Origin of the sequence: Catenulispora sp. GAS73, assembly GCF_041262085.1 — a bacterium.
Classification (GTDB): domain Bacteria; phylum Actinomycetota; class Actinomycetes; order Streptomycetales; family Catenulisporaceae; genus Catenulispora.
On the sequence record NZ_JBGCCM010000037.1, the window covers coordinates 60,007 to 83,866 of the forward strand.

The 23,860-nt window shown below is 70.7% G+C and carries 21 protein-coding genes; 7 read left to right on the top strand and 14 right to left on the bottom strand.

Annotated features, from left to right (window positions below; translation table 11 throughout):
• Window positions 1-323 precede the first annotated feature (323 nt).
• Window positions 324-1,337 carry a tetratricopeptide repeat protein gene (locus ABH935_RS40375; RefSeq protein WP_370383257.1) on the bottom strand — a complete coding sequence of 338 codons (1,014 nt, stop codon included), beginning with the start codon at window positions 1,335-1,337 and terminating at the stop codon, window positions 324-326.
• A gap of 247 nt (window positions 1,338-1,584) precedes the next feature.
• Between ABH935_RS40375 and ABH935_RS40380 the strand changes: the two genes are divergently transcribed.
• Complete coding sequence (locus ABH935_RS40380; protein WP_370383258.1) at window positions 1,585-2,253, top strand: TetR/AcrR family transcriptional regulator; 669 nt, start codon at window positions 1,585-1,587, stop codon at window positions 2,251-2,253.
• A 176-nt stretch (window positions 2,254-2,429) separates the two neighbouring features.
• Here ABH935_RS40380 and ABH935_RS40385 read toward each other — a convergent pair whose 3' ends face one another.
• Both ABH935_RS40385 and ABH935_RS40390 read right to left on the bottom strand, forming a co-directional pair.
• The gene (locus tag ABH935_RS40385) at window positions 2,430-4,121 is read right to left on the bottom strand and encodes a methylmalonyl-CoA mutase (protein ID WP_370383259.1); all 1,692 of its coding nucleotides are present in this window, start codon (window positions 4,119-4,121) and stop codon (window positions 2,430-2,432) included.
• A 70-nt stretch (window positions 4,122-4,191) separates the two neighbouring features.
• Window positions 4,192-4,698, bottom strand: a complete 507-nt coding sequence (locus tag ABH935_RS40390) for a MarR family winged helix-turn-helix transcriptional regulator (protein ID WP_194914005.1) — start codon at window positions 4,696-4,698, stop codon at window positions 4,192-4,194.
• A 102-nt stretch (window positions 4,699-4,800) separates the two neighbouring features.
• On the opposite strand from ABH935_RS40390, the gene ABH935_RS40395 reads away from it, so the two are divergent.
• From ABH935_RS40395 to ABH935_RS40405, 3 genes are all read left to right on the top strand, one after another.
• Window positions 4,801-6,198 (top strand): M16 family metallopeptidase, encoded by a 1,398-nt coding sequence (locus ABH935_RS40395; RefSeq protein WP_370383260.1) that lies wholly within the window; start codon window positions 4,801-4,803, stop codon window positions 6,196-6,198.
• Entirely contained in the window at window positions 6,195-7,556 is a 1,362-nt protein-coding gene (locus tag ABH935_RS40400; RefSeq protein ID WP_370383261.1) for a M16 family metallopeptidase, read from the top strand. The genes ABH935_RS40395 and ABH935_RS40400 overlap by 4 nt, the downstream gene beginning before the upstream one ends.
• Before the next feature lie 466 nt (window positions 7,557-8,022).
• Window positions 8,023-10,146 carry a putative Ig domain-containing protein gene (locus ABH935_RS40405; protein WP_370383262.1) on the top strand — a complete coding sequence of 708 codons (2,124 nt, stop codon included), beginning with the start codon at window positions 8,023-8,025 and terminating at the stop codon, window positions 10,144-10,146.
• Window positions 10,147-10,200: 54 nt separating this feature from the next.
• Here the strand turns inward: ABH935_RS40405 and ABH935_RS40410 are convergent, their stop codons facing one another.
• Both ABH935_RS40410 and ilvD read right to left on the bottom strand, forming a co-directional pair.
• Window positions 10,201-11,082, bottom strand: a complete 882-nt coding sequence (locus tag ABH935_RS40410; RefSeq protein WP_370383263.1) for a TIGR03560 family F420-dependent LLM class oxidoreductase — start codon at window positions 11,080-11,082, stop codon at window positions 10,201-10,203.
• A gap of 3 nt (window positions 11,083-11,085) precedes the next feature.
• Window positions 11,086-12,939, bottom strand: a complete 1,854-nt coding sequence (ilvD, locus tag ABH935_RS40415; RefSeq protein ID WP_370383264.1) for a dihydroxy-acid dehydratase — start codon at window positions 12,937-12,939, stop codon at window positions 11,086-11,088.
• A gap of 180 nt (window positions 12,940-13,119) precedes the next feature.
• Between ilvD and ABH935_RS40420 the strand changes: the two genes are divergently transcribed.
• Window positions 13,120-13,839: a hypothetical protein gene (locus ABH935_RS40420; RefSeq protein WP_370383265.1), complete on the top strand. Its 720-nt coding sequence runs from the start codon at window positions 13,120-13,122 to the stop codon at window positions 13,837-13,839.
• Here ABH935_RS40420 and ABH935_RS40425 read toward each other — a convergent pair whose 3' ends face one another.
• From ABH935_RS40425 to ABH935_RS40440, 4 genes are all read right to left on the bottom strand, one after another.
• Window positions 13,840-14,931, bottom strand: a complete 1,092-nt coding sequence (locus ABH935_RS40425) for a serine hydrolase domain-containing protein (protein ID WP_370383266.1) — start codon at window positions 14,929-14,931, stop codon at window positions 13,840-13,842.
• A 12-nt stretch (window positions 14,932-14,943) separates the two neighbouring features.
• Window positions 14,944-16,494: an MFS transporter gene (locus ABH935_RS40430; RefSeq protein WP_370383267.1), complete on the bottom strand. Its 1,551-nt coding sequence runs from the start codon at window positions 16,492-16,494 to the stop codon at window positions 14,944-14,946.
• 62 nt (window positions 16,495-16,556) lie between these two features.
• Window positions 16,557-17,036, bottom strand: a complete 480-nt coding sequence (locus ABH935_RS40435; RefSeq protein ID WP_370383268.1) for a MarR family winged helix-turn-helix transcriptional regulator — start codon at window positions 17,034-17,036, stop codon at window positions 16,557-16,559.
• Between the two features lie 104 nt (window positions 17,037-17,140).
• Window positions 17,141-18,163: a DUF2127 domain-containing protein gene (locus ABH935_RS40440; protein WP_370383269.1), complete on the bottom strand. Its 1,023-nt coding sequence runs from the start codon at window positions 18,161-18,163 to the stop codon at window positions 17,141-17,143.
• 105 nt (window positions 18,164-18,268) lie between these two features.
• Here ABH935_RS40440 and ABH935_RS40445 point away from each other — a divergent pair, with 105 nt between their 5' ends.
• Complete coding sequence (locus ABH935_RS40445) at window positions 18,269-18,577, top strand: DUF3817 domain-containing protein (protein WP_370383270.1); 309 nt, start codon at window positions 18,269-18,271, stop codon at window positions 18,575-18,577.
• A gap of 13 nt (window positions 18,578-18,590) precedes the next feature.
• On the opposite strand, the gene ABH935_RS40450 is transcribed toward ABH935_RS40445, so the two are convergent.
• From ABH935_RS40450 to ABH935_RS40460, 3 genes are read right to left on the bottom strand one after another with little or no spacing between them, the layout of a single operon-like run.
• The gene (locus ABH935_RS40450; protein ID WP_370383271.1) at window positions 18,591-18,974 is read right to left on the bottom strand and encodes a VOC family protein; all 384 of its coding nucleotides are present in this window, start codon (window positions 18,972-18,974) and stop codon (window positions 18,591-18,593) included.
• A 34-nt stretch (window positions 18,975-19,008) separates the two neighbouring features.
• A complete protein-coding gene (gene meaB, locus ABH935_RS40455) occupies window positions 19,009-19,968 on the bottom strand; it encodes a methylmalonyl Co-A mutase-associated GTPase MeaB (RefSeq protein WP_370383272.1) in 960 nt (319 codons plus the stop codon).
• Between the two features lie 25 nt (window positions 19,969-19,993).
• Entirely contained in the window at window positions 19,994-21,145 is a 1,152-nt protein-coding gene (locus ABH935_RS40460) for an acetyl-CoA C-acetyltransferase (RefSeq protein WP_370383309.1), read from the bottom strand.
• A 198-nt stretch (window positions 21,146-21,343) separates the two neighbouring features.
• Here ABH935_RS40460 and mce point away from each other — a divergent pair, with 198 nt between their 5' ends.
• Window positions 21,344-21,799 (top strand): methylmalonyl-CoA epimerase, encoded by a 456-nt coding sequence (gene mce, locus ABH935_RS40465; RefSeq protein ID WP_370383273.1) that lies wholly within the window; start codon window positions 21,344-21,346, stop codon window positions 21,797-21,799.
• A gap of 83 nt (window positions 21,800-21,882) precedes the next feature.
• Here the strand turns inward: mce and ABH935_RS40470 are convergent, their stop codons facing one another.
• Window positions 21,883-22,590, bottom strand: a complete 708-nt coding sequence (locus ABH935_RS40470) for a polysaccharide deacetylase family protein (RefSeq protein WP_370383274.1) — start codon at window positions 22,588-22,590, stop codon at window positions 21,883-21,885.
• Window positions 22,590-23,801, bottom strand: coding sequence for a glycosyltransferase (locus ABH935_RS40475; RefSeq protein ID WP_370383275.1), 1,212 nt, complete (start codon window positions 23,799-23,801; stop codon window positions 22,590-22,592). The genes ABH935_RS40470 and ABH935_RS40475 overlap by 1 nt, the downstream gene beginning before the upstream one ends.
• Window positions 23,802-23,860 lie beyond the last annotated feature (59 nt).

Here is a 23,860-nt window from a genome sequence, read left to right on the forward strand (position 1 = left end):
TTCGTTACCGACCGGTAACACGAACGCGGGACGGCCTTTGCCCGCCGGAGAGGCTTCAGGCACTCATAAACGAGAACTGACGCCTAATTGGATACTCTGTGTAGTTGCGAAATGCGGACAAAAGCCGCTAACCCCCAGGCTGTGACGGCGCTCTCATCCGAGGTCTGACGAGCCGTCAAGCCGGTGTGACACTTGGCAAAGAAAAGGTAAAATCACGGCCCCCACGCCGGTCTTGATCAGGCGCGGGGGCGTTTTTCCAGGCCCTGCGGCGGGGGCGTCCCAAGGGGCTGGAACGCCCCGCTGAGCCGGGGTTGAGCAAGCCTTCAGAACAGCACGCTGGTGAGCTTGCGACGGCCCACCGCGGTACGCGGGTCCTCCGGGCCGAGCAGCTCGAAGAAGTCGAGCAACTTCACCCGCGCGGCGTCCCGGTCGGCGCCGGCGGTGCGGGCCACGAAGGCCACCAGCCGGTCGATCGCGGCCTCCACCCGGCCGGTGGACAGGTCCAGCTCGGCGGCGGCGATCTGGGCCGCGGCGTCGTCCGGCTTGGCCTCGGCGTCGGCCTGCACCTGGCCGGCGTCCAGGTCGCGGGTGTTGAGCATGAGCTCGACCTGCGCGAGCGCCAGCTTGGCCTCGGTGTCGCCGGGGCTCGCGGCCAGCACGTTGCGGAAGGCCTGCGCGGCGCCGTCGAGGTCGTTCTCCTCCAGCGCGGCGTAGGCGGCGGCCAGCGCCGGGTCCATCGGCGGCTCGGGCAGCTCGGCCGGAGCCTGGCCGTCGGCGGTGCCGGTGACGCCGTTCTCGGCGGCCAGCCGCAGCAGCTCGTCCAGGTAGCGGCGGACCTGCGCCTCCGGGACCGCGCCCGGGAACAGCGGGACCAGGCGGCCGCCGACCACGGCCATCACCATCGGGATGGACTGGATGCCGAACTCCTGCGCCAGCAGCGGGTTCGCGTCCACGTCCAGCTTGGCCAGCACGAAGCGGCCGCCGTACTCGCCGGCCAGCCGCTCCAGCACCGGGGAGAGCTGCTTGCACGGGCCGCACCACTCGGCCCAGAAGTCGATGACGACCGGAACCGTCATCGAGCGTTCGATGACGTCGGCGTCGAACGTGCCGTCGGAGGTGTCGAAGACCAGGGGCGAGGTGATGGAGCCGGTACCGTCGCCGGCCGGGCCGGAGCCCGGCGCGCCGCCTTCGGCCGGGGCCGCCTGGGCCGACGCGGGCCCTGCGGCCTGCGGCTTGGCGGCGAGGGCCCCGAGGTCCACCACGCCGCGCAAGGCTGAGGCGGGCAGGCCGGCGCCTCCGCCGGCGGCCATCCCGGGGATCTGAGGTCGCTGTCTCATGGCGCCATCCTCCCCTTTCCGACTAACCTCACGCCAACTCCCCTCCGGGTCCCCACCTGGAGGGGGCGGCGTACTTGCGTGTCCCGCTCGTGGAAGCAAGACTCGTCATTAAGATACGCGTCGAAGCGTATCGCAAAAGACCGGGCCGCGTGAAGATCGGGTGAACAAGCTGTCACCAGGGGTCCACGAGTACGCACCGGTATACCGGGCATCCGACGACGAGCGACTTCAGAAGGAGGCGGCGGCCATGGCGTCGGGGTCCGAGGACACACGGGATCCTTCAGATCCAGCAGATCCAGCAGATCCAGCGCAGAGCAGCGGCGCCCGCACCCGCGGCCGGCCCCGCAACGCCGACGCCGACATCGCCATCCTCACCGCCACCCGCGCCCTGCTCGCCGAACGCGGCTGGCCCGATCTGACGATCGCCGAGGTGGCCTCGCGCGCCGGCGTCGCCAAGACCACCCTCTACCGCCGCTGGCCGGGCAAGGCCGACCTGGTGGTGGACGCGATGGCCGAGCTGTTCTCGCACCTGGAGGTCCTGGACCGCGGCTCTATGCTGCAGGACGCCCTGGCCACCGTCGGCCAGTACGTGGAACTGCTGCAACTTCCGGAAACACAGGCGGCACTGCTGGCGCTGTCGGCGGAGGCCGACCGCGACCCGTCGCTGCGCGCGAAGGTGATCGGCAAGGTGATCGACCCGCAACGGCACCTGGTGTACGAGGCCTGGGAGCGCGCGTGCGCCCGCGGCGAGGTCGAGGGCGAGACGGACATCGACCTGATCTTCGACATGATCTGCGGGACGCTGGTGCACCGGATCCTGATCAAGGGGCAGCCGGTCGACGAGGACTACCTGACGCGGTTCGTTTCGGTGGTGCTGGCGGGGCTGGCGCAGCTGCGGCTGAGCGGCGGGATCTAGCCTCCTGAGTCAGGAGACGAGCGCCGGGGTCCAGAGCCCTGATCCAGATCAAGTCGCGGCGCTCGTCGTGCCGATGGTCCCGCGCTCGCGCCACCGGCCGGCGTCTGGTTCCGGGCCCACAACAAACCGGCCGGACCCGATCGGGTCCGGCCGGCCGTTCTCAGCGAACTGAATTCTCAGATCCGGGCCGGCTCCCGGTAGACGCCCCACTCCGCGCGCAGCGCGTCGCAGATCTCGCCGAGCGTCGCCTCGGCGCGCACCGCGTCCAGCATCGAGGGCACCATGTTCGCCCCGCTGCGCGCCGCCTCCAGCATCGTCGCCAGGGCCGCTTCGACCGCGGCGTTGTCGCGCTGCGCCTTGCGCGCGCCGAGGACGCGCACCTGCTCGCGTTCCACCTCGTGCGAGACGCGCAGGATCTCCAGCGGCTCGTCGATCGCGTCGGTGTAGGCGTTCACGCCGACGATGCGCTTGTCGCCCTTCTCGACCGAGCGCTGGTAGGCGAACGAGGCCTCGGCGATCTCGGAGGTGAACCAGCCGTCCTCGATGCCGCGCAGCAGGCCGGCGGTCATCGGGCCGACCGGGTGCTGGGCGCCGTTCGGTGCCAGGTCCTTGATGCGCTGGAAGATCGCCTCGGCCTCGGCCTCGATGCGGTCGGTCAGCGCCTCGACGTACCAGCTGCCGCCCAGCGGGTCGGCGACGTTCGCGACGCCGGTCTCCTCCATGATCACCTGCTGCGTGCGCAGCGCGATCTCGGCCGCCTTCGCCGAGGGCAGGGCCAGCACCTCGTCCAGGGCGTTGGTGTGCAGCGAGTTGGTGCCGCCCAGGACGCCGGCCAGGGCCTCGATCGCGGTGCGGACCACGTTGTTGTCCGGCTGCTGCGCGGTCAGCGACACACCGGCGGTCTGGGTGTGGAAGCGCAGCCACTGCGCCTTCTCGGTCTTGGCGCCGTAGACGTCGCGCATCCAGCGGGCCCAGATGCGGCGGGCCGCGCGGAACTTGGCGATCTCCTCGAAGAACTCCACGTGCGCGTCGAAGAAGAACGACAGGCCGGGGGCGAACACGTCCACGTCCATGCCGCGCGACAGTCCGAGTTCCACGTAGCCGAACCCGTCGGCCAGGGTGAACGCCAGCTCCTGCGCGGCCGTCGCTCCCGCCTCGCGGATGTGGTAGCCGGACACCGACAGCGGCTTGTACGCCGGCACCTTCTCGGCGGTGAACTCCATCAGGTCGCCGATCAGGCGCAGGTGCGGCTCGGGGTCGAACAGCCACTCCTTCTGCGCGATGTACTCCTTGAAGATGTCGGTCTGCAGCGTGCCGTTGAGCCGGCCGATGTCCACACCCTGACGCTCGGCGGCGACCAGGTACATGCAGAACACCGGGACCGCCGGGCCACTGATCGTCATCGAGGTGGTGACGTCACCGAGCGGGATGTCCTTGAACAGCACCTCCATGTCGGCGGCGGAGTCGATGGCGACGCCGCAGTGCCCGACCTCGCCGAGGGCGCGGCCGGAGTCGGAGTCGTACCCCATCAGCGTCGGCATGTCGAAGGCCACGGACAGGCCGCCGCCGCCGTTGGCCAGGATCATCCGATAGCGCTCGTTGGTCTGCTCGGCGTTGCCGAAGCCGGCGAACTGCCGGATGGTCCACGGCTTGCCGCGGTACCCGGTCGGGTGGATCCCGCGCGTGTAGGGGAATTCCCCCGGCCACCCGATGCGCTCGAAGCCGGGGACCTCGGAGCCCTCCGGCGGGCCGTAGACCGGCTCGACGTCGGTGCCGGAGATCGTGGTGAAATCGGCGTCCCGCTTGCGCGCGGCGTCGTAGCGTGCCTGCCAGCGGTCGCGGCCTGCGGAGATCTGCTCGGAGTCCATACCCCGAGATTTTACTAGGACGTCCTACTAAATGCGAACAGGAGTCCGCCGAGCAGGCAACCCGGGCTCCCTAGACCTCGAAGTCGCCGGCCGCGACCCGCAGCTCCCGCAACACTTCGAACAGCGATCGGTGCTGCTCCGCGCTCAGCGCCCCTATCCCGAACTCGGCGGCCATCAGGTCGCGGGTGGCGTCCTCGACGACTTCGCGCCCCTTGGCGGTGATCTCCGCCAGGGTGCCGCGGCCGTCGTCGGGATTGGGGCGCCGGGCCACCAGGCCCGACTTCTCCAGCCGGTCGATGATGTTCGTCACCGACGTCGGGTGCACCTGCAGGCGCTGCCCGATCTTCGACAGCGGCAGCGATCCGGCCCGGCTGAAGGTCAGGAGCACCAGCGCCTCGTAGCGCGCGAAGGTGAGCTCGTAGGGCTTCACGATCGCGTCCACCCTGGCCAGCAGCAGTTGCTGGGCCCGCATGACCGAGGTGATGGCGAGCATCGAGGTGGACTCACCCCAGCGGTCCGTCCACGACTGGAAGGCGCGCTCGATCGGATCGAAGTTGAGGCTGTGGTCCTTGGGCACGCGGTTACGTTAGTCGCTCCCGGCGCGCGGGGTGTTCCCCTACAGCGGACGCTGTGCGCGTTGAGTGGACGAACCGGCGACCGATCGCGTTGACTGGCAAACGTGACAGAGGTCAAGAGCGAACCGGGTACGCCAGAGGCCGAGAAGGCCGCCGCATCATTCCCCTGGCCGATCCACGAAGCAGTGCTCGACAACGGACTGCGCGTCGTGGTCAGCGCCGATCCCACCACGCCGATCGCCGCCGTGAACCTCTGGTACGACGTGGGCTCGCGCCACGAACGGGCCGGGAAACACGGCTTCGCGCACCTGTTCGAGCACTTGATGTTCGAGGGGTCGTCGCACGTGGCCAAGGGCGAGCACTTCGAGTGGGTCACGGCCGCCGGCGGCGCCGCGATCAACGCCACCACCAGCCCCGACCGTACCAACTACTTCCAGGTCATGCCCTCCTCGCAGCTGGAGCTGGCGCTGTGGCTGGAGGCCGACCGCATGGGCTCGCTGGCCCTGACCCAGGACACCCTGGACAACCAGCGCGAGGTCGTGAAGAACGAGCGCCGGCAGCGCTACGACAACCCGCCCTACGGCCGCTGGGTGGAATACGCCCTGGAGCTCACCTTCCCCGAGGGCCACCCGTACCACCACACCACCATCGGCTCGATGGACGAGCTGCAGGAAGCGGCCCTGGAGGACTTCCAGGACTTCAACGCGGTCTACTACTCGCCGAACAACGCGGTGCTCACCGTCGCCGGCGACGTCGACGCCGAAGAGGTCGTGCGCCTGGCGGAGAAGTACTTCGGCGGCATCCAGCGGCACGGCGACATCCCGGCCGCGCCGGACGGCACGCTGCCGCAGATCAAGATCGGCGAGACGAAGCGCCGGGTGGAGCCGGACGACTCGGTGCCCCGCCCGATGACGTTCGTGATGTTCCGCGCGCCGGACTCGCGGCACCCGGACTTCACCGCCGTCGAGGTGCTGGCCACCGTCCTCGGCCGCGGCCGCGGCGCCCGGCTGTACCGCAAGCTGGTCACCGAGAAGAACCTCGCGCAGCGCGAGGAGTCCTACACCTCGGTGTGGAATCTGGCTTACGGCGCCTCGGTCTTCTTCGGTCTGTTCAGCCCGCGCGACGGCGTCGAGGCCGCCGAGGTGGAGCGGGAGTTCACCGCCGTGCTGGACGCCCTGGCCGACGGCACCGACCCGGTGTCAGAGGCCGAACTCGGCCGGGCCAAGGCGCTGCTCACCAGCGACTGGCTGCGGGCCGTCAGCGAGCTCGGGGGGCGAGCCGACCTGCTCGGCCAGTACGCGACCCTGGAGCGCGACCCGAAGATCGTGCGCGAGTACCTCGGGCGTCTGGAGGCGGTCACCGCCGAGGACGTGCAGCGCGCCGCCGCCCTGATCCTTCCCGACGACAACCGCGTCGTCATCGAGTACGTGACGAGCGCGACGCCGGACGCCGAGACGGACGGGGACGCCGACGCCGAGGACGCCCAGGAGGCCGACGCATGAGCACCAACACCCTGGTTTCCGAGCGCCCGGCCGGCGGGCCCCCGCGCCCGTACGAGTTCCCGGCCGTCACCCGCACCGCGCTGCCCGGCGGCGAGGTCGTCGCCGCACACCTGCCGGGCCAGCGCATGGCCTACGCCGGCGTGCTGCTGGAGGCCGGATTCGTCCGGGAGCCGGCGGGCAAGGAGGGCGTCGGCAAGATCACGGCGGACCTGCTGCGCGAGGGCACGGAGCTCAAGAGCGGCGACGACTTCGCGCTGGCCCTGGAGTCCCTGGGCGCCTCCTGGTCCGGCTCGGTCGACGCCGACGTGCTCCGGGTCGGCGTGCAGGCCCCGGTGGACCGGCTCGCCGCCGCGGTGGCCCTGCTCGCCGAGGCGCTGCGCCGGCCTCTGCTGGCCGAGAACGACTTCGACCGGGTCCGCGGCGACCGCGTCGCCAAGCTGACCACCGCGTGGGCGATGCCCGGGACCCGCGCCAACGAGGCCCTGAACCGCGGGCTGTACCTGCCGGAGAGCCGCTACAGCAAGCAGGACACCGGGACCGTCGCCTCCGTCAGCGCCCTGACGCTGGACGACGTCCGCGCGTTCCACGGCGCGCACCTGGCCTTCGGCGGCACCCTGCTGCTGGCCGGCGACCTGTCCGGGGTGGACGTCGCCGCGCTCGGCGAGATCCTGCTCGGGCAGGCCGCCCCGGAGGTCACGCCGCCGGCCCCGACCGGCGCCCGCGACCTGGTGGACCGCGAGATCCTGGTGGTGGACCGGCCCGGCGCGGTGCAGTCCGTGCTGGCGATCGCGCACCACGCGCCGCGCCGCGACACTCCGGACTACACCGCGATCGAGGCCATGGCCACGATCCTCGGCGGCACCTTCAACTCCCGGCTGAACCACCAGCTGCGCGAGGTGAAGGGCTACACCTACGGCGCGCGCGGCGGCTTCGACCTGAGCCGCGACAGCGGCGTGTTCTCGGCGACGGCCTCGGTGCACACCGAGGTGACCGCCGACGCCGCGGTGGACGCCCTGGCCGAGATCGAGCGCATCAAGACCGGCGGCGTGACCGACGACGAGCTGGCCTCGACGAAGGCCTACCGCACCGGTTCGCTGCCGATCGCGCTGCAGACCCCCGGCTCGGTCGGCGGCGCGCTGGCGCAGATCGTGGAGTTCGGGCTGCCGGACGACTACTACACCCGCAAGTACACCGAGTACACGCAGCTGTCCAAGGACGAGGTGGACGCCGCCGCGGCCAAGCGGCTGTTCCCCGAGCACGCGGTGGTGGTGATCGAGGGCGACGCCGAGAAGATCCTTCCCGGGCTCACCGAGGCCGGAATCGGCACGGTCCGGGTGGACGACGAAGGACAGGCTTGATCCGGCTTGATCGGGCTTGATCCGGCTTGATCTTTTCGCGCGGCTGGCGGGACAAGGCCTTTAGACGCCCTTCTCGCGAACCTCTGAATTTGCTCTGAATATCAAGGCCCGCTGATCCCCGGGATCAGCGGGCCTTGATGTTGTCTCCAGGTGTTGACCTCGGCCTTCACCGTCACGCGCGCCTCTTGCGACGCCCTTACCCACCCCTTGCGGCATACCCTCCGCACGCTAATTCTGACGGCGCCTCCCCAGGTTTACAGAATATTTACCGGCGATGTGCGTTGACGGCGAACCGAAAGCCCCCTAATTTCCCGGTCGGTACGTGTCCTTATACCCCACCCTCCAACACTGGACCGTGAACCGGTTCGGAGAGGAAAACCACGTGCACCGGGTCCCACTGAGAGCGGCGGCAGGCCTTGCCGCAGCGGCGATCACGCTGTTCGCCACCGCCGCGAACGGAGCGGCGATGACAGCGCCCTCCGGCGCCGACGCCGGCAACTCCGGCACCACCACGCAGAACCCGTATAACCCCACGTACGGCCACCCCTACCGGCACGGGGCCGTCCCCACCATCCAGCAGAACCAGAAGGAGAAGGCCTGGAACGCCGCGCACCCCAGCACCAACTCCACCAACGCCGCGACCGGTACGGAGACGCTGTCCTACGGCGGCGGTATCGACGGCATCGGTGTGCAGGACGGCGGCAAGAGCAAGGTCTACCTGGTTTTCTACGGCAGCCAGTGGGGAACCCAGAGCACCGACTCCAACGGCAACGCCAAGTTCTCCGGCGACCCGGACGGCGGCGCCTCGGTCGCCCAGCAGATGTTCAAGGGCATCGGCACCAACAACGAACTGTGGTCCGCGGACCTGACCCAGTGGTGTGACGGCCCGGGTGTGGCCACCGGCGCGGTCGCGTGCCCGACCAACCTGCCCGCCTCGCAGTACATCAACTACCAGGCCGGCGGCGTGCTCGCCGGTGTCTGGTACGACAACTCCGGCGCCTCCCCGTCCGCCGCCACCGGCCACCAGCTGGGCCAGGAAGCGGTCAACGCCGCCGCACACTTCGGCAACACCACCGCCGCGGCCAACCGCGACGCCTACTACGTGATCCTGTCCCCGACCGGTACCAACCCGGACAACTACCAGGGCCAGTACTGCGCCTGGCACGACTACAACGGTGACTCCACCCTCACCGGCGGCGCCGTGACCTCGCCCTACGGCGACATCGCGTTCTCCAACCAGCCGTACAACATGGACTCCGGCGCCGGCTGCGGCGTGGGCTTCGTGAACTCCCCCGGCACCCTGGACGGCTACACCATCACCCTCGGCCACGAGTGGCACGAGATGATGTCCGACCAGAACCCGGCCGGCGGCTGGACCAACAACACCGGGTCCTCCTACAACGGCCAGGAAAACTCCGACGAGTGCGCGTGGCTGGCGCCCGGGACCACCGGCGGCGGCGGCAACGTCTCCTTCGGCTCCTTCGGGACCTACCCCGAGCAGGCGTCGTGGTCGAACGACACCAACGCCTGTGCGCTCTCGCACCCGATCATCAACCACGGGACGACCGAGACGGTCTCGGTGACCAACCCGGGCAACCAGACCTCGACGCAGGGCACCGCCATCGGCACCCTGCAGATCTCCGGCTCTGACTCCGCCGGCAAGTCGCTGACCTACTCGGCCACCGGTCTCCCGGCCGGCCTGTCGATCAGCTCCTCCGGCGCCATCACCGGCACCCCGAGCGGTACCGGCACCTCGTCCGTCACCGTGACCGCGTCCTCGGGCACCGCGACCGGCACGACTTCCTTCTCGTGGACGGTCAACGCCCAGGGCGGCACCGAGACGGTCACCGTCAACAGCCCCGGCAACCAGACCTCGACGCAGGGCACTGCGATCAGCACTCTGCAGATCTCGGGTTCGGACTCGGCGGGCAAGTCGCTGACCTACTCGGCCTCCGGTCTCCCGGCCGGCCTGTCGATCAGCTCCTCCGGCGCCATCACCGGCACCCCCAGCGGCACCGGCACCTCGTCGGTGACCGTGACGGCGTCCTCGGGCACCGCCTCGGGCTCCACCACCTTCTCCTGGACCGTCAACCCCTCCGGTGGCGGCGGCTGCACCGCCGCACAGCTGCTGGGCAACCCCGGCTTCGAGACCGGTAGCGCCACCCCGTGGTCCGCCACCGCCGGTGTCATCAACAGCGACACCACCTCCGAGCCCGCCCACACCGGCAGCTTCGACGCCTGGCTCGACGGCTACGGCACCACCCACACCGACACCCTGTCGCAGAAGGTCAGCATCGCCTCCACCTGCAAGACGGCGAACTTCTCCTTCTGGCTGCACATCGACACCGCCGAGACCACCACCAGCACCGCCTACGACAAGCTGTCGGTGCAGGTCCTGAACTCCTCCGGCACCGTCGTGGGCACCCTGGCCACCTACAGCAACCTCAACGCCAACAGTGGCTACAGCCAGCACTCCTTCAGCCTGGCCAGCTACATCGGCCAGACCATCACCCTGAAGTTCACCGGCACCGAGGACGCCTCGCTGCAGACCTCGTTCGTCATCGACGACACCGGTCTGAACGTGAACTGACGACCTGGTCCTTGAACAGGGGCTAGGTTCTAGATCAGATACAGATCAGAACAACTAGATCAGAGCACGTAGTGCCGGCAGCCGCTCGGCGACCTTCTCCAGGTCGGCGAGCGGCTGCTCCGGTGAGAAGAACAGCACGATCTCGGTGAAGCCGGCGTCCAGCCACGGCGCGACGTCGTCCACCACCCGGCGCGGGTCCGGCCGCAGCTGCACCGAGCGCCGGATCTCCCCCGGGTCCCGGCCGACCTCGGCGCACCAGCGGTCCAGGACGCCGGAGAGCCGCGCGGCCTCCTCGACGCCGTCGTGGTTCACCGTGTTCCAGACGTCCGCTTGTTCGGCCACCAGCTTCAGCATCCGCTTCTCGCCGGTGCCGCCGAGCCAGATCGGCGGATGCGGGGTCTGCACCGGCTTGGGCGCGTGCACCGCCTTGTCGAGGGTGTAGTGCTCGCCGGCGAAGTCGGTGAAGGGCTCCGGGGACCACAGGGCCTTGATGATCCGAAGTGCCTCGTCCAGCTTCTCAATACGCTGACGCGCGCCGCCGAGTTCGAGGCCGAACATCCGGTGCTCGTACTCGGACCAGCCGGCGCCGATCCCGAACTCCAGGCGGCCGTCGGACAGGTGGTCGACGGTGGTGGCGATCTTGGCCAGCACTCCCGGGTGGCGGAAGGTGTTCGCCGTGACCATGGCGCCGATGCGCGCCCGGCGGGTCTCGGAGGCCATGGCGGCCAGCAGCGACCAGCCGTCGAACAGCTCGATCGCCGGGTCCGGCTCGGTCACGGTGGCCAGGTTGCCGGCCCCGGCCAGGTGGTCGTAGACCCACAGGTGGTCGAACCCTGATTCGTCGGCGAGGCGCCAGAACGCGCGCAGCGCCGCGATGGTGGTGCCCTGCGGGACCAGCTTCGCGCCGACCCGCAGGGGATGCCCGGCCGCTGCCACGCCTCAGGCGCCGATTTGGCCGAGGTCGCGCACACCGCCGGTGGACGCGCTGGAGGCCAGCGCGGCGTAGGCGCGCAGGGCCACCGAGACCTGGCGGTCGCGCTCGCGCGGCCGGTAGCTGCCGAGGTCGGCGAGCAGCTTCGCGCGGCGCTCCTCGACGATCTCCGGGTCAACGTCCAGGTGCAGGGTGCGGGTGGCGATGTCGATCTTCACGGTGTCGCCCTCCTCCACCACCGCGATGACGCCGCCGGCCGCCGCCTCCGGGGAGATGTGGCCGATGGACAGCCCCGAGGTGCCGCCGGAGAAGCGGCCGTCGGTGACCAGCGCGCACTTGGCGCCCAGGCCCGTGCCCTTCAGGAACGCGGTCGGGTACAGCATCTCCTGCATGCCGGGGCCGCCCTTGGGGCCCTCGTAGCGGATCACGATGACGTCGCCGGCCACGATCTTCTTGGCCAGGATCGCCTCGACCGCGTCGTCCTGGGACTCGAAGACCCTCGCGGGCCCGGAGAACTCCCAGATCTTCTCGTCCACACCGGCGGTCTTCACGATCGCGCCGTCAGTCGCCAGGTTGCCCCACAGGACCGCCAGGCCGCCGTCCTTGGTGTAGGCGTGCGCCAGGTCGCGGATGCAGCCGTTCTCGGCGTCCGTGTCCAGGCTGGCCCAGCGGTTCGCGGTGGAGAACGGCTCCACAGTGCGCACGCCGCCGGGCGCCGCGTGGTACAGCTCGGTCGCGGCCTCGGAGGCCTTGCCGCCGCGCACGTCCCACTCGTCCAGCCAGGTCTGCAGGGTCGGCGCGTGCACCGAGTGCACCTCCGGATCCAGCAGTCCGCCGCGGTGCAGCTCGCCGAGGATCGCCGGGATGCCGCCGGCGCGGTGCACGTCCTCCATGTGGAACTGGCTGCTCGGCGCGACCTTCGCGATGCAGGGCACCCGGCGCGAGACGTGGTCGATGTCCTTCAGCCCGAAGCCGACGCCGGCCTCCTGCGCGGCGGCCAGCAGGTGCAGCACGGTGTTGGTGGAGCCGCCCATGGCCACGTCCAGGGCCATCGCGTTGCCGAACGCGGCCGGGGTGGCGATTGCGCGCGGCAGGACCGCCTCGTCGTCGCCGTCGTAGTAGCGGCGCGCCAGCTCCACGACGGTGCTGCCGGCGCGCTCGAACAGCTGCCGCCGGGCCTCGTGGGTGGCCAGCACCGAGCCGTTGCCGGGCAGGCCCAGCCCCAGCGCCTCGACCAGGCAGTTCATCGAGTTCGCGGTGAACATGCCGGAACAGGAGCCGCAGGTCGGACAGGCGGAGCGCTCGATGTCGCCGAGCTGCTCGTCGGTGACCGCGTCGTTGGCCGAGGCGATCATCGCGTCGATCAGGTCGATCCGGGAGTGCACCACGCCCTCGATGGCCGTGGTCTTGCCGGCCTCCATCGGCCCGCCGGAGACGAACACGGTCGGGACGTTCAGGCGCAGCGCGGCCATCAGCATGCCGGGCGTGATCTTGTCGCAGTTGGAGATGCACACCAGCGCGTCGGCGCAGTGCGCGTTCACCATGTACTCCACGGCGTCGGCGATCAGCTCGCGGCTGGGCAGCGAGTAGAGCATGCCGGCGTGGCCCATCGCGATGCCGTCGTCCACGGCGATGGTGTTGAACTCCTTGGCGACGCCGCCGGCCTCCTTCACCGCGCCGGCGACGATCTCGCCGACGTTGCGCAGGTGCACGTGGCCCGGGACGAACTGGGTGAAGGAGTTGGCGATGGCGACGATCGGTTTGCCGAAGTCGTCGTCCCCCATGCCGGTGGCCCGCCAAAGCGCGCGCGCCCCCGCCATGTTGCGTCCGTGGGTGCTGGTACGCGACCGCAGGGCTGGCATGCGCGGCTCCGATCTGTATTCATCCAACGGGCCCTCCGCAGTCCGGCGACCCGGGGGCTCGGCTTGAGACGTTCATTCTCGCACTGTGGACTCTACCGTTCCAGCCGCGTCCGGAAAGTGGACGCCGCGCGAGAACCCCGGGTCCGGTCCCCGTGACCAGCGCGTACCACGGTGTTCACCGTGTCCGCGGCGCTGAAGTTGGCGACCCACCAGGGCGACCAGAACGCCTATGACCACGCGCCGTACTGCCAGGGCGTGACGAACGCGACCGAGAGCTGCGTGCTACGCACCAACGCCACCGTGGTCTTCGTCGACGTCACGAAGAACACCGGCAAGAACGCCCACGGCTCCACCACCTCGGCGTTCCTGGACCCGCGGATCGGCGGCCGGGACGAGTCGGTCGTCCTGAGCTCCTCGAAGGACCTGTCGGGCTCGGTGGCCGAGGGCGACACCATGCCGGTGCTGGTCTGGCGCGACCAGATCACCCGGTTCACGTTCGCCGGCCACACCCACGACTCCGACGCGAACCCGCACCACGTCGTCGCCGGCGACCTGGTGGAGGTCGCGCTCTGTCTGACGGCGGCGACGGTGTTCGGACGGCCGCGGATCCGCCGGCTGCTGCGCAACCGGATCGCGATCAACCTGAACCGCAACCGGATCCCGGACTGGACGCTGCTCGGGCTGGTGCCGGCGACGGCGGTCGCCGCGCTGTTGCGGGCGTCGTATGCGGCGATCGGCTTCGGGCTGGCGGGGGTCGCGGTGCTGGTGCTGTCGGCGGCGTGGCCGTTCGTGCCGTGGGTGGCGACACCTTCGGCGGCGCGGCCTTATGTGCCCGGACAACGGGCTGCGGCGAGGAAGGCCAGAACGCAGGCGCAGGCGCAGGCGAAGCGGCTGCCGTGATCAGCTCTGCCGGCTGACCGCGGTGCGGATCAGATCACTGATCTCGGTCTGCCAGGCGAGCGCCGGGCCGCGCGGGGTCATGCGGTTCGACAGGTAGGCGACCACGAGGTCGTGCTCGGGGTCGGCCCAGGCGTTGCAGTAGTTGCTGCCGTTGTGGCCGAAGACTTCCTTGCCCGCGGTGCGGCCGAAGGGCTTGGCGGTCTCGATCGGCATCGTGCCCCAGCCGAGTTGGAAAGCCGGGGACCAGCGGACGGCGTGGCCGATGACGGGATCGATGCGCATAGCCTCGGTGTCGGCGAAGGCGGGTTTCAGCGCCTCCTGCACGGTCTCCGGCTTGAAGACGGCGACGCCGTCGCGGCTGCCGCCGTTCAGGAGCAGGTGGTGGAAGCGTGCGACGTCGCGGGCCGTGGAGTGGACGGTCGCGGCGGGGATCGGGGCGGTGCGGACGAACTTCTTGTCGAAGCGGGCCACCTTCAGGCGGTCCGGAAACGAGGTTCTCGGCGCCTTGGACAGTTCCAGGACGGTTCGCTCGTTCCATGCGGAAGGCGAGAGTCCGAGGGTGGTGTTCTCCAGCCCGGCCGGAGCGAATATCTCAGTCCTCAGATACTCGGCGAGCTGCCTTCCGGTGACGCGTTGGAGGAGTTCGCCGAGGATGAAGCCGTGGCTGAGGATGTGGTAGGCCGAGGACCGGCCCGGCTCCGTCTTCGGTTTCGCCGCGGCGGCCGCGCGGGTCGAGCGGTCCCAGTCGTGCATGATCAGGGCATCGCCGACGACGTGCCACGTGGACAGCGGCGCGCCGGTGGAGTGGGTGAGCACGTGGCGGGGCGTCACGGCGTACTTGCCGGAGCGGCCGTATTCGGGCCAGTGGTCGGCGATCGGGGCGTCCAGGTCGAGGGCGCCGCGTTCGGCGAGCAGGTGGACGGCCATCGCGGTGAACGGTTTTCCGGTGGACCACAGGAGGAACTGCGTGTCGGGGTCGCATCGCACGCAGACGTCGAGGATCGGTGTTCCGTGGTGCCGGACGTGCAGTTGGGCGCGTCCGGGGCGTCGGGAGACCAGCTCGGCGATGCGGGTGAGGGCGTCCTCGTTCATCGCTCCAGCTTGTCAGGCGGGGTCGTCGGCCGGAGTCTCGCCCGTCCCGCTCGTGCCGGCCCGGCGGCTGCGCCAGTCGGCGACCGCGACCACCAGCGCGGCGGCCTCGAAGCAGATCGCGACGACGGCGCCGGCTTGGAAGGCGTTGGCGAAGCCCTTGCCGTGGCCGACGCGGGAGAAGAAGACCGCGCCGACGCAGGCGATGCCGAGCGCGGAGCCCAGGCGCTGGGCGGTCTGCATGACGCCGCCGGCCGTGCCCGCGCGCGCCACCGGGACCTCGGACAGCGACAGCGCCAGGTTGGGGGCGATGACCAGGCCGGAGCCGACGCCGGCGACCAGCAGCGGCCCGGCGGTGGCGACGCCCGCGCCGCGGCCGTGGACCCAGTGCACGACCAGGATGGCGGCGCCGGTGGCCACCGTCACCAGGACGATGCCGAGGATGACCAGCGGGCGGCCGTGCTTGCCGACCAGGCGTCCGCCGAGGGTGGCGCTCACCGCCGAGCCGACGGCGAAGGGCGTGGTGGCCAGGCCCGCTTCCAGGGCGCTGTAGTGCAGGCCGTTCTGCACGAAGAGCGTGAAGATGAAGAAGATCGTGGTGAAGCCGGCGAAGTAGAGCAGGCCGAGCACGCTGCCGCGAGTGTAGGAGCGGATGCGGACCAGCGCCGGCGGGACCAGCGGCGTACGACCGGAGGCGGCGACCCGGCGCTCCCACTGCGTGAAGCCGATGGCCAGCAGCACCCCGAGCACCACCAGCCACCACTTGCCGCGGCCCTTCCACTGCTGCTCCTGCACCAGCGGCAGCATGATCGCGACCACGGAGGCACCCAGCAACGCCACCCCGACCCAGTCGATGCGTCCCTTCGCCCCGATCCGCCCGCACCCGACGCACCCCGGGATCAGCCGCAGCGCGAGGACGAAGGCGACGACCCCGATCGGCAGGTTGACGAAGAACACCCAGCGCCAGCCGTGGTCCTCGCCACCGGCCGCGATCAACAGCCCGCCGACCAGTGGCCCAATCGCCGTCGCCAACCCCACCGTCGCCCCGAAGTACCCGAACGCCCGAGCCCGCGCCGCCCCGGAGAACATCTCCTGGATCAGCCCGGAGATCTGCGGCCCGAGAATGCCCGAAGCGAACCCCTGCACCAACCGCGCGACGACGAGGAACGCGGCCCCCGGCGCGATCCCGCACAACCCGGACGCGATGGTGAACGCGGCCAGCCCGACCAGGAACGCCGTCCGCCGCCCGACCATGTCCCCGAAGACGCCGGACGGCACGAGGATGAGGCCGAAGGTCAGGGCGTAGCCTGAGACCACCCACGACAGGTCCGCGGGCGTCGCGTGCAGGCCCTTCTGCATGGAGGGCAGGGCGACGTTGACGATGGAGACATCGAGCAGCGTCATGAAGCCGACGAGCAGGCAGACGGCCAGCGCACGGTACTTGTGACGCTCGGAAAGCCCCGCGATGCCGGGGATGCTGGAGTGCGCCTCGGGAGGCTCGTCGGGATCCACGGCGACCGCCGCCGCGCCGGGGTCCGGTTCGGGGTCTTCCGTGGCGGAGGTCACAGTCGTCACGGTGACAGCGGTCGGTATGGGCTGCAAGTCGAGCGACCCCCGCTGACCGGGCCCTAGCCCCGCCCCGACTCCAGTCCCTTGCTGATCACGTCCAGGATCTCCCCCAGCGTGAGCAGCTGCTCCCGGCTCAGCGGCGTGATGAACGCCTCGCGGACGTCCGCGACGTGCGTGGGGACCGCCGCGAGCAGCTTCTCCCAGCCCTGGTCGGTCAGGACGGCGAAGAAGCCGCGGCCGTCGGTCTCGCAGGGTTCGCGGCGGACCAGGCCTTCCTTCTCCATGCGGCTGATCTGGTGGGACAGGCGGCTCTTCGACAGGAGCGCGCCCTCGGCCAGCTCGGTCATCCGGATGCGGCGGAGCGGGGCTTCGGAGAGGCGGGCCAGGACCTCGTAGTCGATCAGGGTGAGGCCGTGGCCTCGGGACAGGCTGGCGGTCAGGCGGTCCGGGAGCAGGCGCATCACCGAGATGTACTGACGCCAGACGGCCTGCTCGGTCTGGTCGAGCCAGGCTGGTTCGGCGGTACCCTCGGCGGTCATGCTTCCAGCCTACGGCAGTGGTTGAACGCGCAACGGGCTCAGCCCGCCGACCTGGTGAAGGGCGCGGCGGGCCGAGCACGAAAACTGCACAAGCGCGTCGGTGGCTAGTGCGCGCCGCCGCCGTTCGGATCGGACGGGGGCTGGGTGGGCAGGGTGGTCGGCAACGTGGTCAGGACCACGGTCTCGGCCGTCTGCCGCACTGGTGGTGCGGGCTGTGGTGCGGGCTGTGGTGCGGGCGGCGCCCCGGGCGCGGGCATGCCGGGCACTCCAGGCGCCCCGACGTGTCCGGGCATCCCGCTCAACATCACCGTCTCGTCCAGCGCGTGCTGGCCCGGGAACACCGCGCCGCCGCACGCGGCCAGCTCCACCGTCATCAGCGACTCGGCGTGCTTCTGCGCCTCGAACGCCTTGCCGCCGCCGCGGATCCCGAACAGCCGCTTGGAGACCAGCAGGTACACCACGGCCGCGACGTTGACCGTGAACGTGCAGATCGCGAAGATGTAGGACTTGTGCTCGTGCACCTTGTTGTAGCCGTCCCAGATCTCCAGCGGCAGGAAGATCGACGTGCCGACCGCGGTCAGGTACTCGCCCCACCGCTTGGCCAGCCACAGTCCGACACCCTCGACCGTCTCCAGCAGCGCGTAGCCGCCGAGCAGCAGCGCCACGGTGTGGATCGTCTTCGGGCTGTAGTTGAACGTCTTCCGGACCCGCTCGACGATGCTCGCGTGCTCCACGTCCCACCCGAAGTGGTTCGCGAACGGCTTGAACGCCGTCAGATCCGACTCGAAGAGCCGCTGCACCGCGTTCTGGCTGCTGCCGAACTTCCACACCGCCCAGGCGATCAGCATGATCACCACACCGCGGACGATCCGCTCGACCGCCAGCAGCCGCAGGATGAACAAGTCCCGCAACGCCCTGCCCCGCGGCACGATCGGCGCCCGATCCGCCGGCCCGCTGCCCTTGGGCTCCCCTATGACGAAGTCCCCGCACCGCAGACACCGCCACGCTTGCCCGTGAACGGTCTCCACCTGAAGTCTCGCGGCCAGCTCCGTCTCCAGCCCAGAGCCGACCGGTGCGTAGGTCTCATGCCCCCGACGCGCACAATGGCGCCTGTTCCAGTCACGCATGGTGCCAGAGTAGGGGGAGCCGCAGAGCCGTGGTACCAGGTCGGGTATTCTGCCCGGGATATACCGGCACGTTGTCGGTGATAACCCTGAACTGCGAGGAACCCCGTGACCACTGCCGATGTGACGACCGCCGAGGACACCAAGCTCGCGCGCTTCCGCGTGGTGTCGCTGGCGGAGGGTGTCTCGTTCCTCATCCTGCTGTGCGTGGCGATGCCGCTGAAGTACGCCGCGCACATGCCGGCCCCGACGATGGTCTTCGGCATGATCCACGGCCTGCTGTTCCTGGCCTACCTGGCGCTGGCCTACGACGTGAAGCAGGCGCACGACTGGGACGCCAAGCGCTTCCTCGTGGTGCTCGTCGCCTCGGTGATCCCGACCGGGCCGTTCTGGCTGCACAAGTCGCTGAAGAAGTAAGGCCGCCGAGTACTCACAGGGTGCGCGGGAGGTAGTCCGCGCGCCCTTCGTCGTCGAGCTCGAACGGTCCCTCGGGGATGACGCAGAACTCGTTCCCCTCCGGATCGGCCATCACCAGGAAGCCTCCGCCGGCGTACTCCGGCAGCCGGCGAGCGCCCAGCGCCTCCAGGCGTTCCCGCTCGGCCGCCGGATCCGCCGCGCCGACGTCGAAGTGCACACGGTTCTTGCCGGCCTTCGGCGCGTCGACCCTCTGGAACCCGAGCCCCGGCCCCTCGCCGCGGACCAGCCAGACGAAGGGCCCGATCCGGGCCGCGACCGGCCGGTCGAGCACCTCGGCCCAGAACGCGGCCAGCGCCTCCGGGTCCCGGCAGTCGATGATTATGTCCTTGATCTTCATCAGACCTCGACTCCCCCTCAAGCTCCGACCGCGCTCAGGCCCCGACCCCGGCCACCAGCTCGTCAGCGGCCGAATACGGGTCCAGCTCCCGCCCCACGACCCGCTCGGCGAGCACCGACAGCCGCCGGTCGCCCCGCAGGTCGCCGATCCGCGCCCGCAGCGCCGCCAGCGCGATGCCCTCGATCTCGACCGAGGCCCGGTACTGACGCCGCTCGGTGAGCTTCCCGTGCTCCTCCAGCCAGCCCCGGTGCTTGTCCAGCGCCTCGACGAACTCCTCGATGCCCTGGCCGGCGGAGGCGACCGTCTTCACGATCGGCGGCCGCCAGCCGCCGGGCGAGCGGGACTCTCCCAGCGCCAGCATGTGCCCCAGCTCTCGCGCGGTGGCGTCGGCGCCGTCCCGGTCGGCCTTGTTCACCACGAACACGTCGCCGATCTCCAGGATCCCGGCCTTGGCCGCCTGGATGCCGTCGCCCATGCCCGGGGCCAGCAGCACCACCGAGGTGTCGGCGGTCGCGGCGATCTCGACCTCGGACTGCCCGACGCCGACCGTCTCGATCAGCACCACGTCGCAGCCCGCGGCGTCCAGCACCCGCACCGCCTGCGGCGTCGCCGCCGACAGGCCGCCGAGGTGCCCGCGCGAGGCCATCGAGCGGATGTAGACGTCCCGGTCGGTGGCGTGCTCCTGCATCCGGACCCGGTCGCCGAGCAGCGCGCCGCCGGAGAACGGCGAGGAGGGGTCGACGGCCAGCACGCCGACCCGCTTGCCCTGTGCGCGCAGCGCCGTGACCAGCGCGGACGTGGACGTGGACTTGCCGACGCCGGGTGAGCCGGTGAGGCCGACGACGTACGCGTTGCCGGCGTACGGCGTCAGCGCGGCCATCACCTCGCGCAGCAGCGGGGAGCCGTCCTCCACGTGGGAGATCAGCCGCGCCACCGCGCGCGGGTCGCCCTTGCGGGCGCGTTCGACAAGATCGGTCACGTCATTGCCAGCCACGGCCGGTGATCCTATCCGCGCCGGGTCAGCCGCGCTTCGGCACGGTGATGATCAGCGCGTCACCCTGCCCGCCGCCGCCGCACAGCGCCGCGGCCCCGGTGCCGCCGCCGCGCCGCTGGAGCTCCAGGGCCAGGCTGAGCACCAGGCGCGCGCCGGACATGCCGATCGGGTGGCCCAGCGCGATGGCGCCGCCGTTGACGTTGACGATCTCCTCGTCCACGCCGAGGTCCTTCATGGACTGCACGCCGACCGCCGCGAAGGCCTCGTTGATCTCGATCAGGTCCAGGTCGGCCACGGTCAGGCCCTGCTTGCCCAGGGCGTGCCTGATGGCGTTCGAGGGCTGCGACTGCAGCGAGGTGTCGGGACCGGCGACGTTGCCGTGCGCGCCGATCTCGGCGATCCACTCCAGGCCCAGCCCCTCGGCCTTGGCCTTCGACATCACGACCACGGCGGCGGCGCCGTCGGAGATCTGCGAGGAGGTGCCGGCGGTGATGGTGCCGTCCTTGGTGAACGCCGGGCGCAGGCCGGCCAGGCTCTCCACGGTGGTGTCGGGCCGGATGCCCTCATCGGTGGCGAACAGGATCGGGTCGCCCTTGCGCTGCGGGATCGACACCGGGGTGATCTCGGCCTCGAAGACGCCGTTCTTCTGCGCGGTGGCGGCGCGCTGGTGCGAGCGGGCCGCGAACTCGTCCTGCGGCGCGCGCTCGATGCCCAGCTTGGTGTTGTAGTTCTCGGTGGTCTGACCCATCGGGATCTTCTCCCACGGGTCGGTCAAGCCGTCGTAGGCCATGGCGTCGAGCATCTCGACGGCGCCGTACTTGAAGCCCTCGCGCGACTTCGGCAGCAGGTGCGGGGCGTTGGTCATGGACTCCTGGCCGCCGGCCACCACGATGTCGAACTCGCCGGCCCGGATCAGCTGGTCCGCCAGCGCGATCGCGTCCAGCCCGGACAGGCAGACCTTGTTGATGGTGATCGCCGGGGTGGTCAGCGGGATGCCCGCGGAGACGGCCGCCTGCCGCGCCGGGATCTGCCCCGCGCCGGCCTGCAGCACCTGGCCCATGATCACGTACTGCACCTGCTCGGGCGCGACCCCGGCGCGCGCCAGCGCCGCCTTGATCGCGACGCCGCCGAGGTCGGCGCCGGAGAAGTTCTTCAGGGAGCCGAGCAGGCGGCCCATGGGGGTCCGCGCGCCTGCGACGATCACCGACTTGGTAGCGCTCACGACGATGCTCTCCAGTGTCGAGGGAGTGAGGGGAAAGTGGAGCTTGGTGCTGGCCACCAGCCTAGTCAGCAGTAAATTACTCGTCAGTAGCTTAGGGTGTCGTCTTCGACACAACCCCGCGCGCGCTTAAGCCCACCCCTGGAGGATGTCCCCATGTCGTCTTCACCGAATTCCCCATTGACGCGCATCGACCACATCGGCATCGCGTGCCGGAACCTCGACGAGACCGTCGAGTTCTACCGCGCCACCTACGGCTTCGAGGTCTTCCACTCCGAGGTGAACGAGGAGCAGGGCGTCCGCGAGGCGATGCTGAAGATCAACGACACCGGCGACGGCGGCGCCAGCTACCTGCAGCTGCTGGAGCCGACCCGCGAGGACTCGGCCATCGCCAAGTGGATGGCGAAGAACGGCGAGGGCGTGCACCACGTCGCCTTCGGCACCGCCGACGTCGCGGCCACGACCACGGACATCGTCGGCAAGGGCGTGCGCTCGCTGTACCCGGAGGCGCGGCGCGGGAGCATGGGCTCCTCGATCAACTTCCTGCACCCGAAGGACGCGCACGGGGTGCTGGTGGAGCTGGTGCAGGCCGCCGAGGGCGACGAGCACTGATAAGGACGAGCACCGATAAGAGCGACAAGCAGACAGGGCCTTCACTCGGACGGAGTCGCCCGGATGGCTTATCCGGGCGACCATCACACTCCCACGCGGCCGTGCTCACGCAGCGGCCCGACCGCCCACCCGCGCGCGTCGCAGTGGTCGAGCAGCAGCGGCACGGCGCCGAGCGTGGCGTGCCAGGAGCCGGGCTTGGCGGTGCAGTCGGTGTCGTGGAGCAGGATCGTGCCGCCGCCGCGCAGGTCCTTGGTGACCTGGCGATGGACGCTGCTCGGGGTGGCGCGCGCCGTCCAGTCCTCACCCCAGCTGGTCCAGAGCGTGGGCCGCAGCCCGAGACGCCGGGCGGTGCGGTGCGCCGAGGCGGTCATGACTCCATAAGGCGGCCGGAACAGTGTCGGCTGCTCGCCGGTGAGGTCGGCGAGGAAGTCGCGGGCCCGAGTCAGGTCCTGGTCAGTCGCCCGAGGGCTGCGGAACAGCAGGCTCTGGTGATGCCAGCCGTGGACGCCGATCTCGTGCCCGGCCGCCTGGATCTCCCGGACCAGACCCGGTGCGCGCTCGGCCATCGAGCCGAGTAGGAAGAAGGTCGCCTGCACGCCTCGCGCCGCCAGCAGCTCCAGGAAGCGCGGTGTCGAGTTCGGGTCCGGACCGTCGTCGAAGGTCAGGGCCACATGATCGGCCGCACCGTGCGCCGCCAACCCGGGCAGCACTCGGTTGCGGACCGGGCCAAAGGTCGTCGTCGCCGGAAACGGATGCAGGAGCACGGTCGCGGCAGCAGCCAAGGTGCGCATCAGACCGCCGCCACCGCTGCCGAGCCGACCGCCGAACCGGCCAGGGCCGCCGGATCAGCCGAGCCAGCTGAGCTAGCCAAGCCGGCCGCGGCACCGGCACCGGCACCGGCACCGGCCACCCAACCCCCACCGCCCAGCAGCTCCAAGATCACCGCATCCGCTTCCGCCCCCGCACCGACCATCGCCAGCCCGGCGTTGTGCTGCCGCCGCCCCCGCACCCCCGAAGCCAGCTCCCGCAGCGTCCCCGCCAGCTCCCCCTCCGACCGCACCCACACCGCGAGCCCGGCCTCGTCCAGCACCGCCGCGTTGGTCCGGCCGTGCCCGACCAGGCTGCGGTAGGTGACGACCGGCAGTCCGGTGGCGAAGGCCTCCAGCGTGGAGGAAGCCCCCGCGTTCTGCACCATCACGTCGGCGGCCGCCATCAGCGTCGGCATGTCCCCGACCCAGCCGAACACGTGCGGGAACCCCGCCGCGCGGAGCCGGCCGCGCAGCACCTCGTTGCGTCCGCACACCACCACCGGCGTCACCACGCCCGAGGCCGCCAGGTCGCGCGCCGTGCGCTCGATGTCGCCGACGCCCCACGAGCCGCCGAGCAGCAGGGCCAGCGGCTTGTCCGCCGCGTCCAGGCCGAAGCGCGCCCGGGCCGTCTGACGCCGCACCGCCGTGCGCTGCGTGAAGCGCGCCGACACCAGCGGCCGGGCCACCGCGACCCGGGACGGCGCCACGCCGTGCGCCACCGCCTGCGCCGCGGTCACCGCGTGCGGTGCCAGGTACAGGTCCACGCCCGGCGCGATCCACAGCGGGTGCACCGAGAAGTCGGTGAACGTCACCACCACCGGCACGGCCAGCCGTCCCGACGCCCGCAGCCGGCCCAGCACCTGCGCCGCCAGCGGGTACGTCGCGACCGCCGCGACCGCGTCTGGCGGTATCGCGTCCAGCACCGCCTGCTCCGCGCCCCGCAGCAGGTGCCGCTGCACCAGGCCGGGGCGGGCCGCACGCTCGGTGCGCGAGTAAATGCACTGGTACAGCGCCGGGGCGTGCGTGATGATGCGCCGGTAGGAGCCGCACACCGCGCGGCCGGCGGGCATCAGGGTCAGGAAGTCGTGCCGGTCGACCGCGAAGCCGCGCGCGGTCAGCCGGTCGGCGAGGGCCTTGGCGGCGCTGTCGTGACCGGCGCCGACCGAGGCGGAGAAGATGACCACGCGGGACATGTGAGTCCTTCCGGAGAACATTCGGAGAAGGTGTTTCGGACTCATCCCATGCTGGTCAC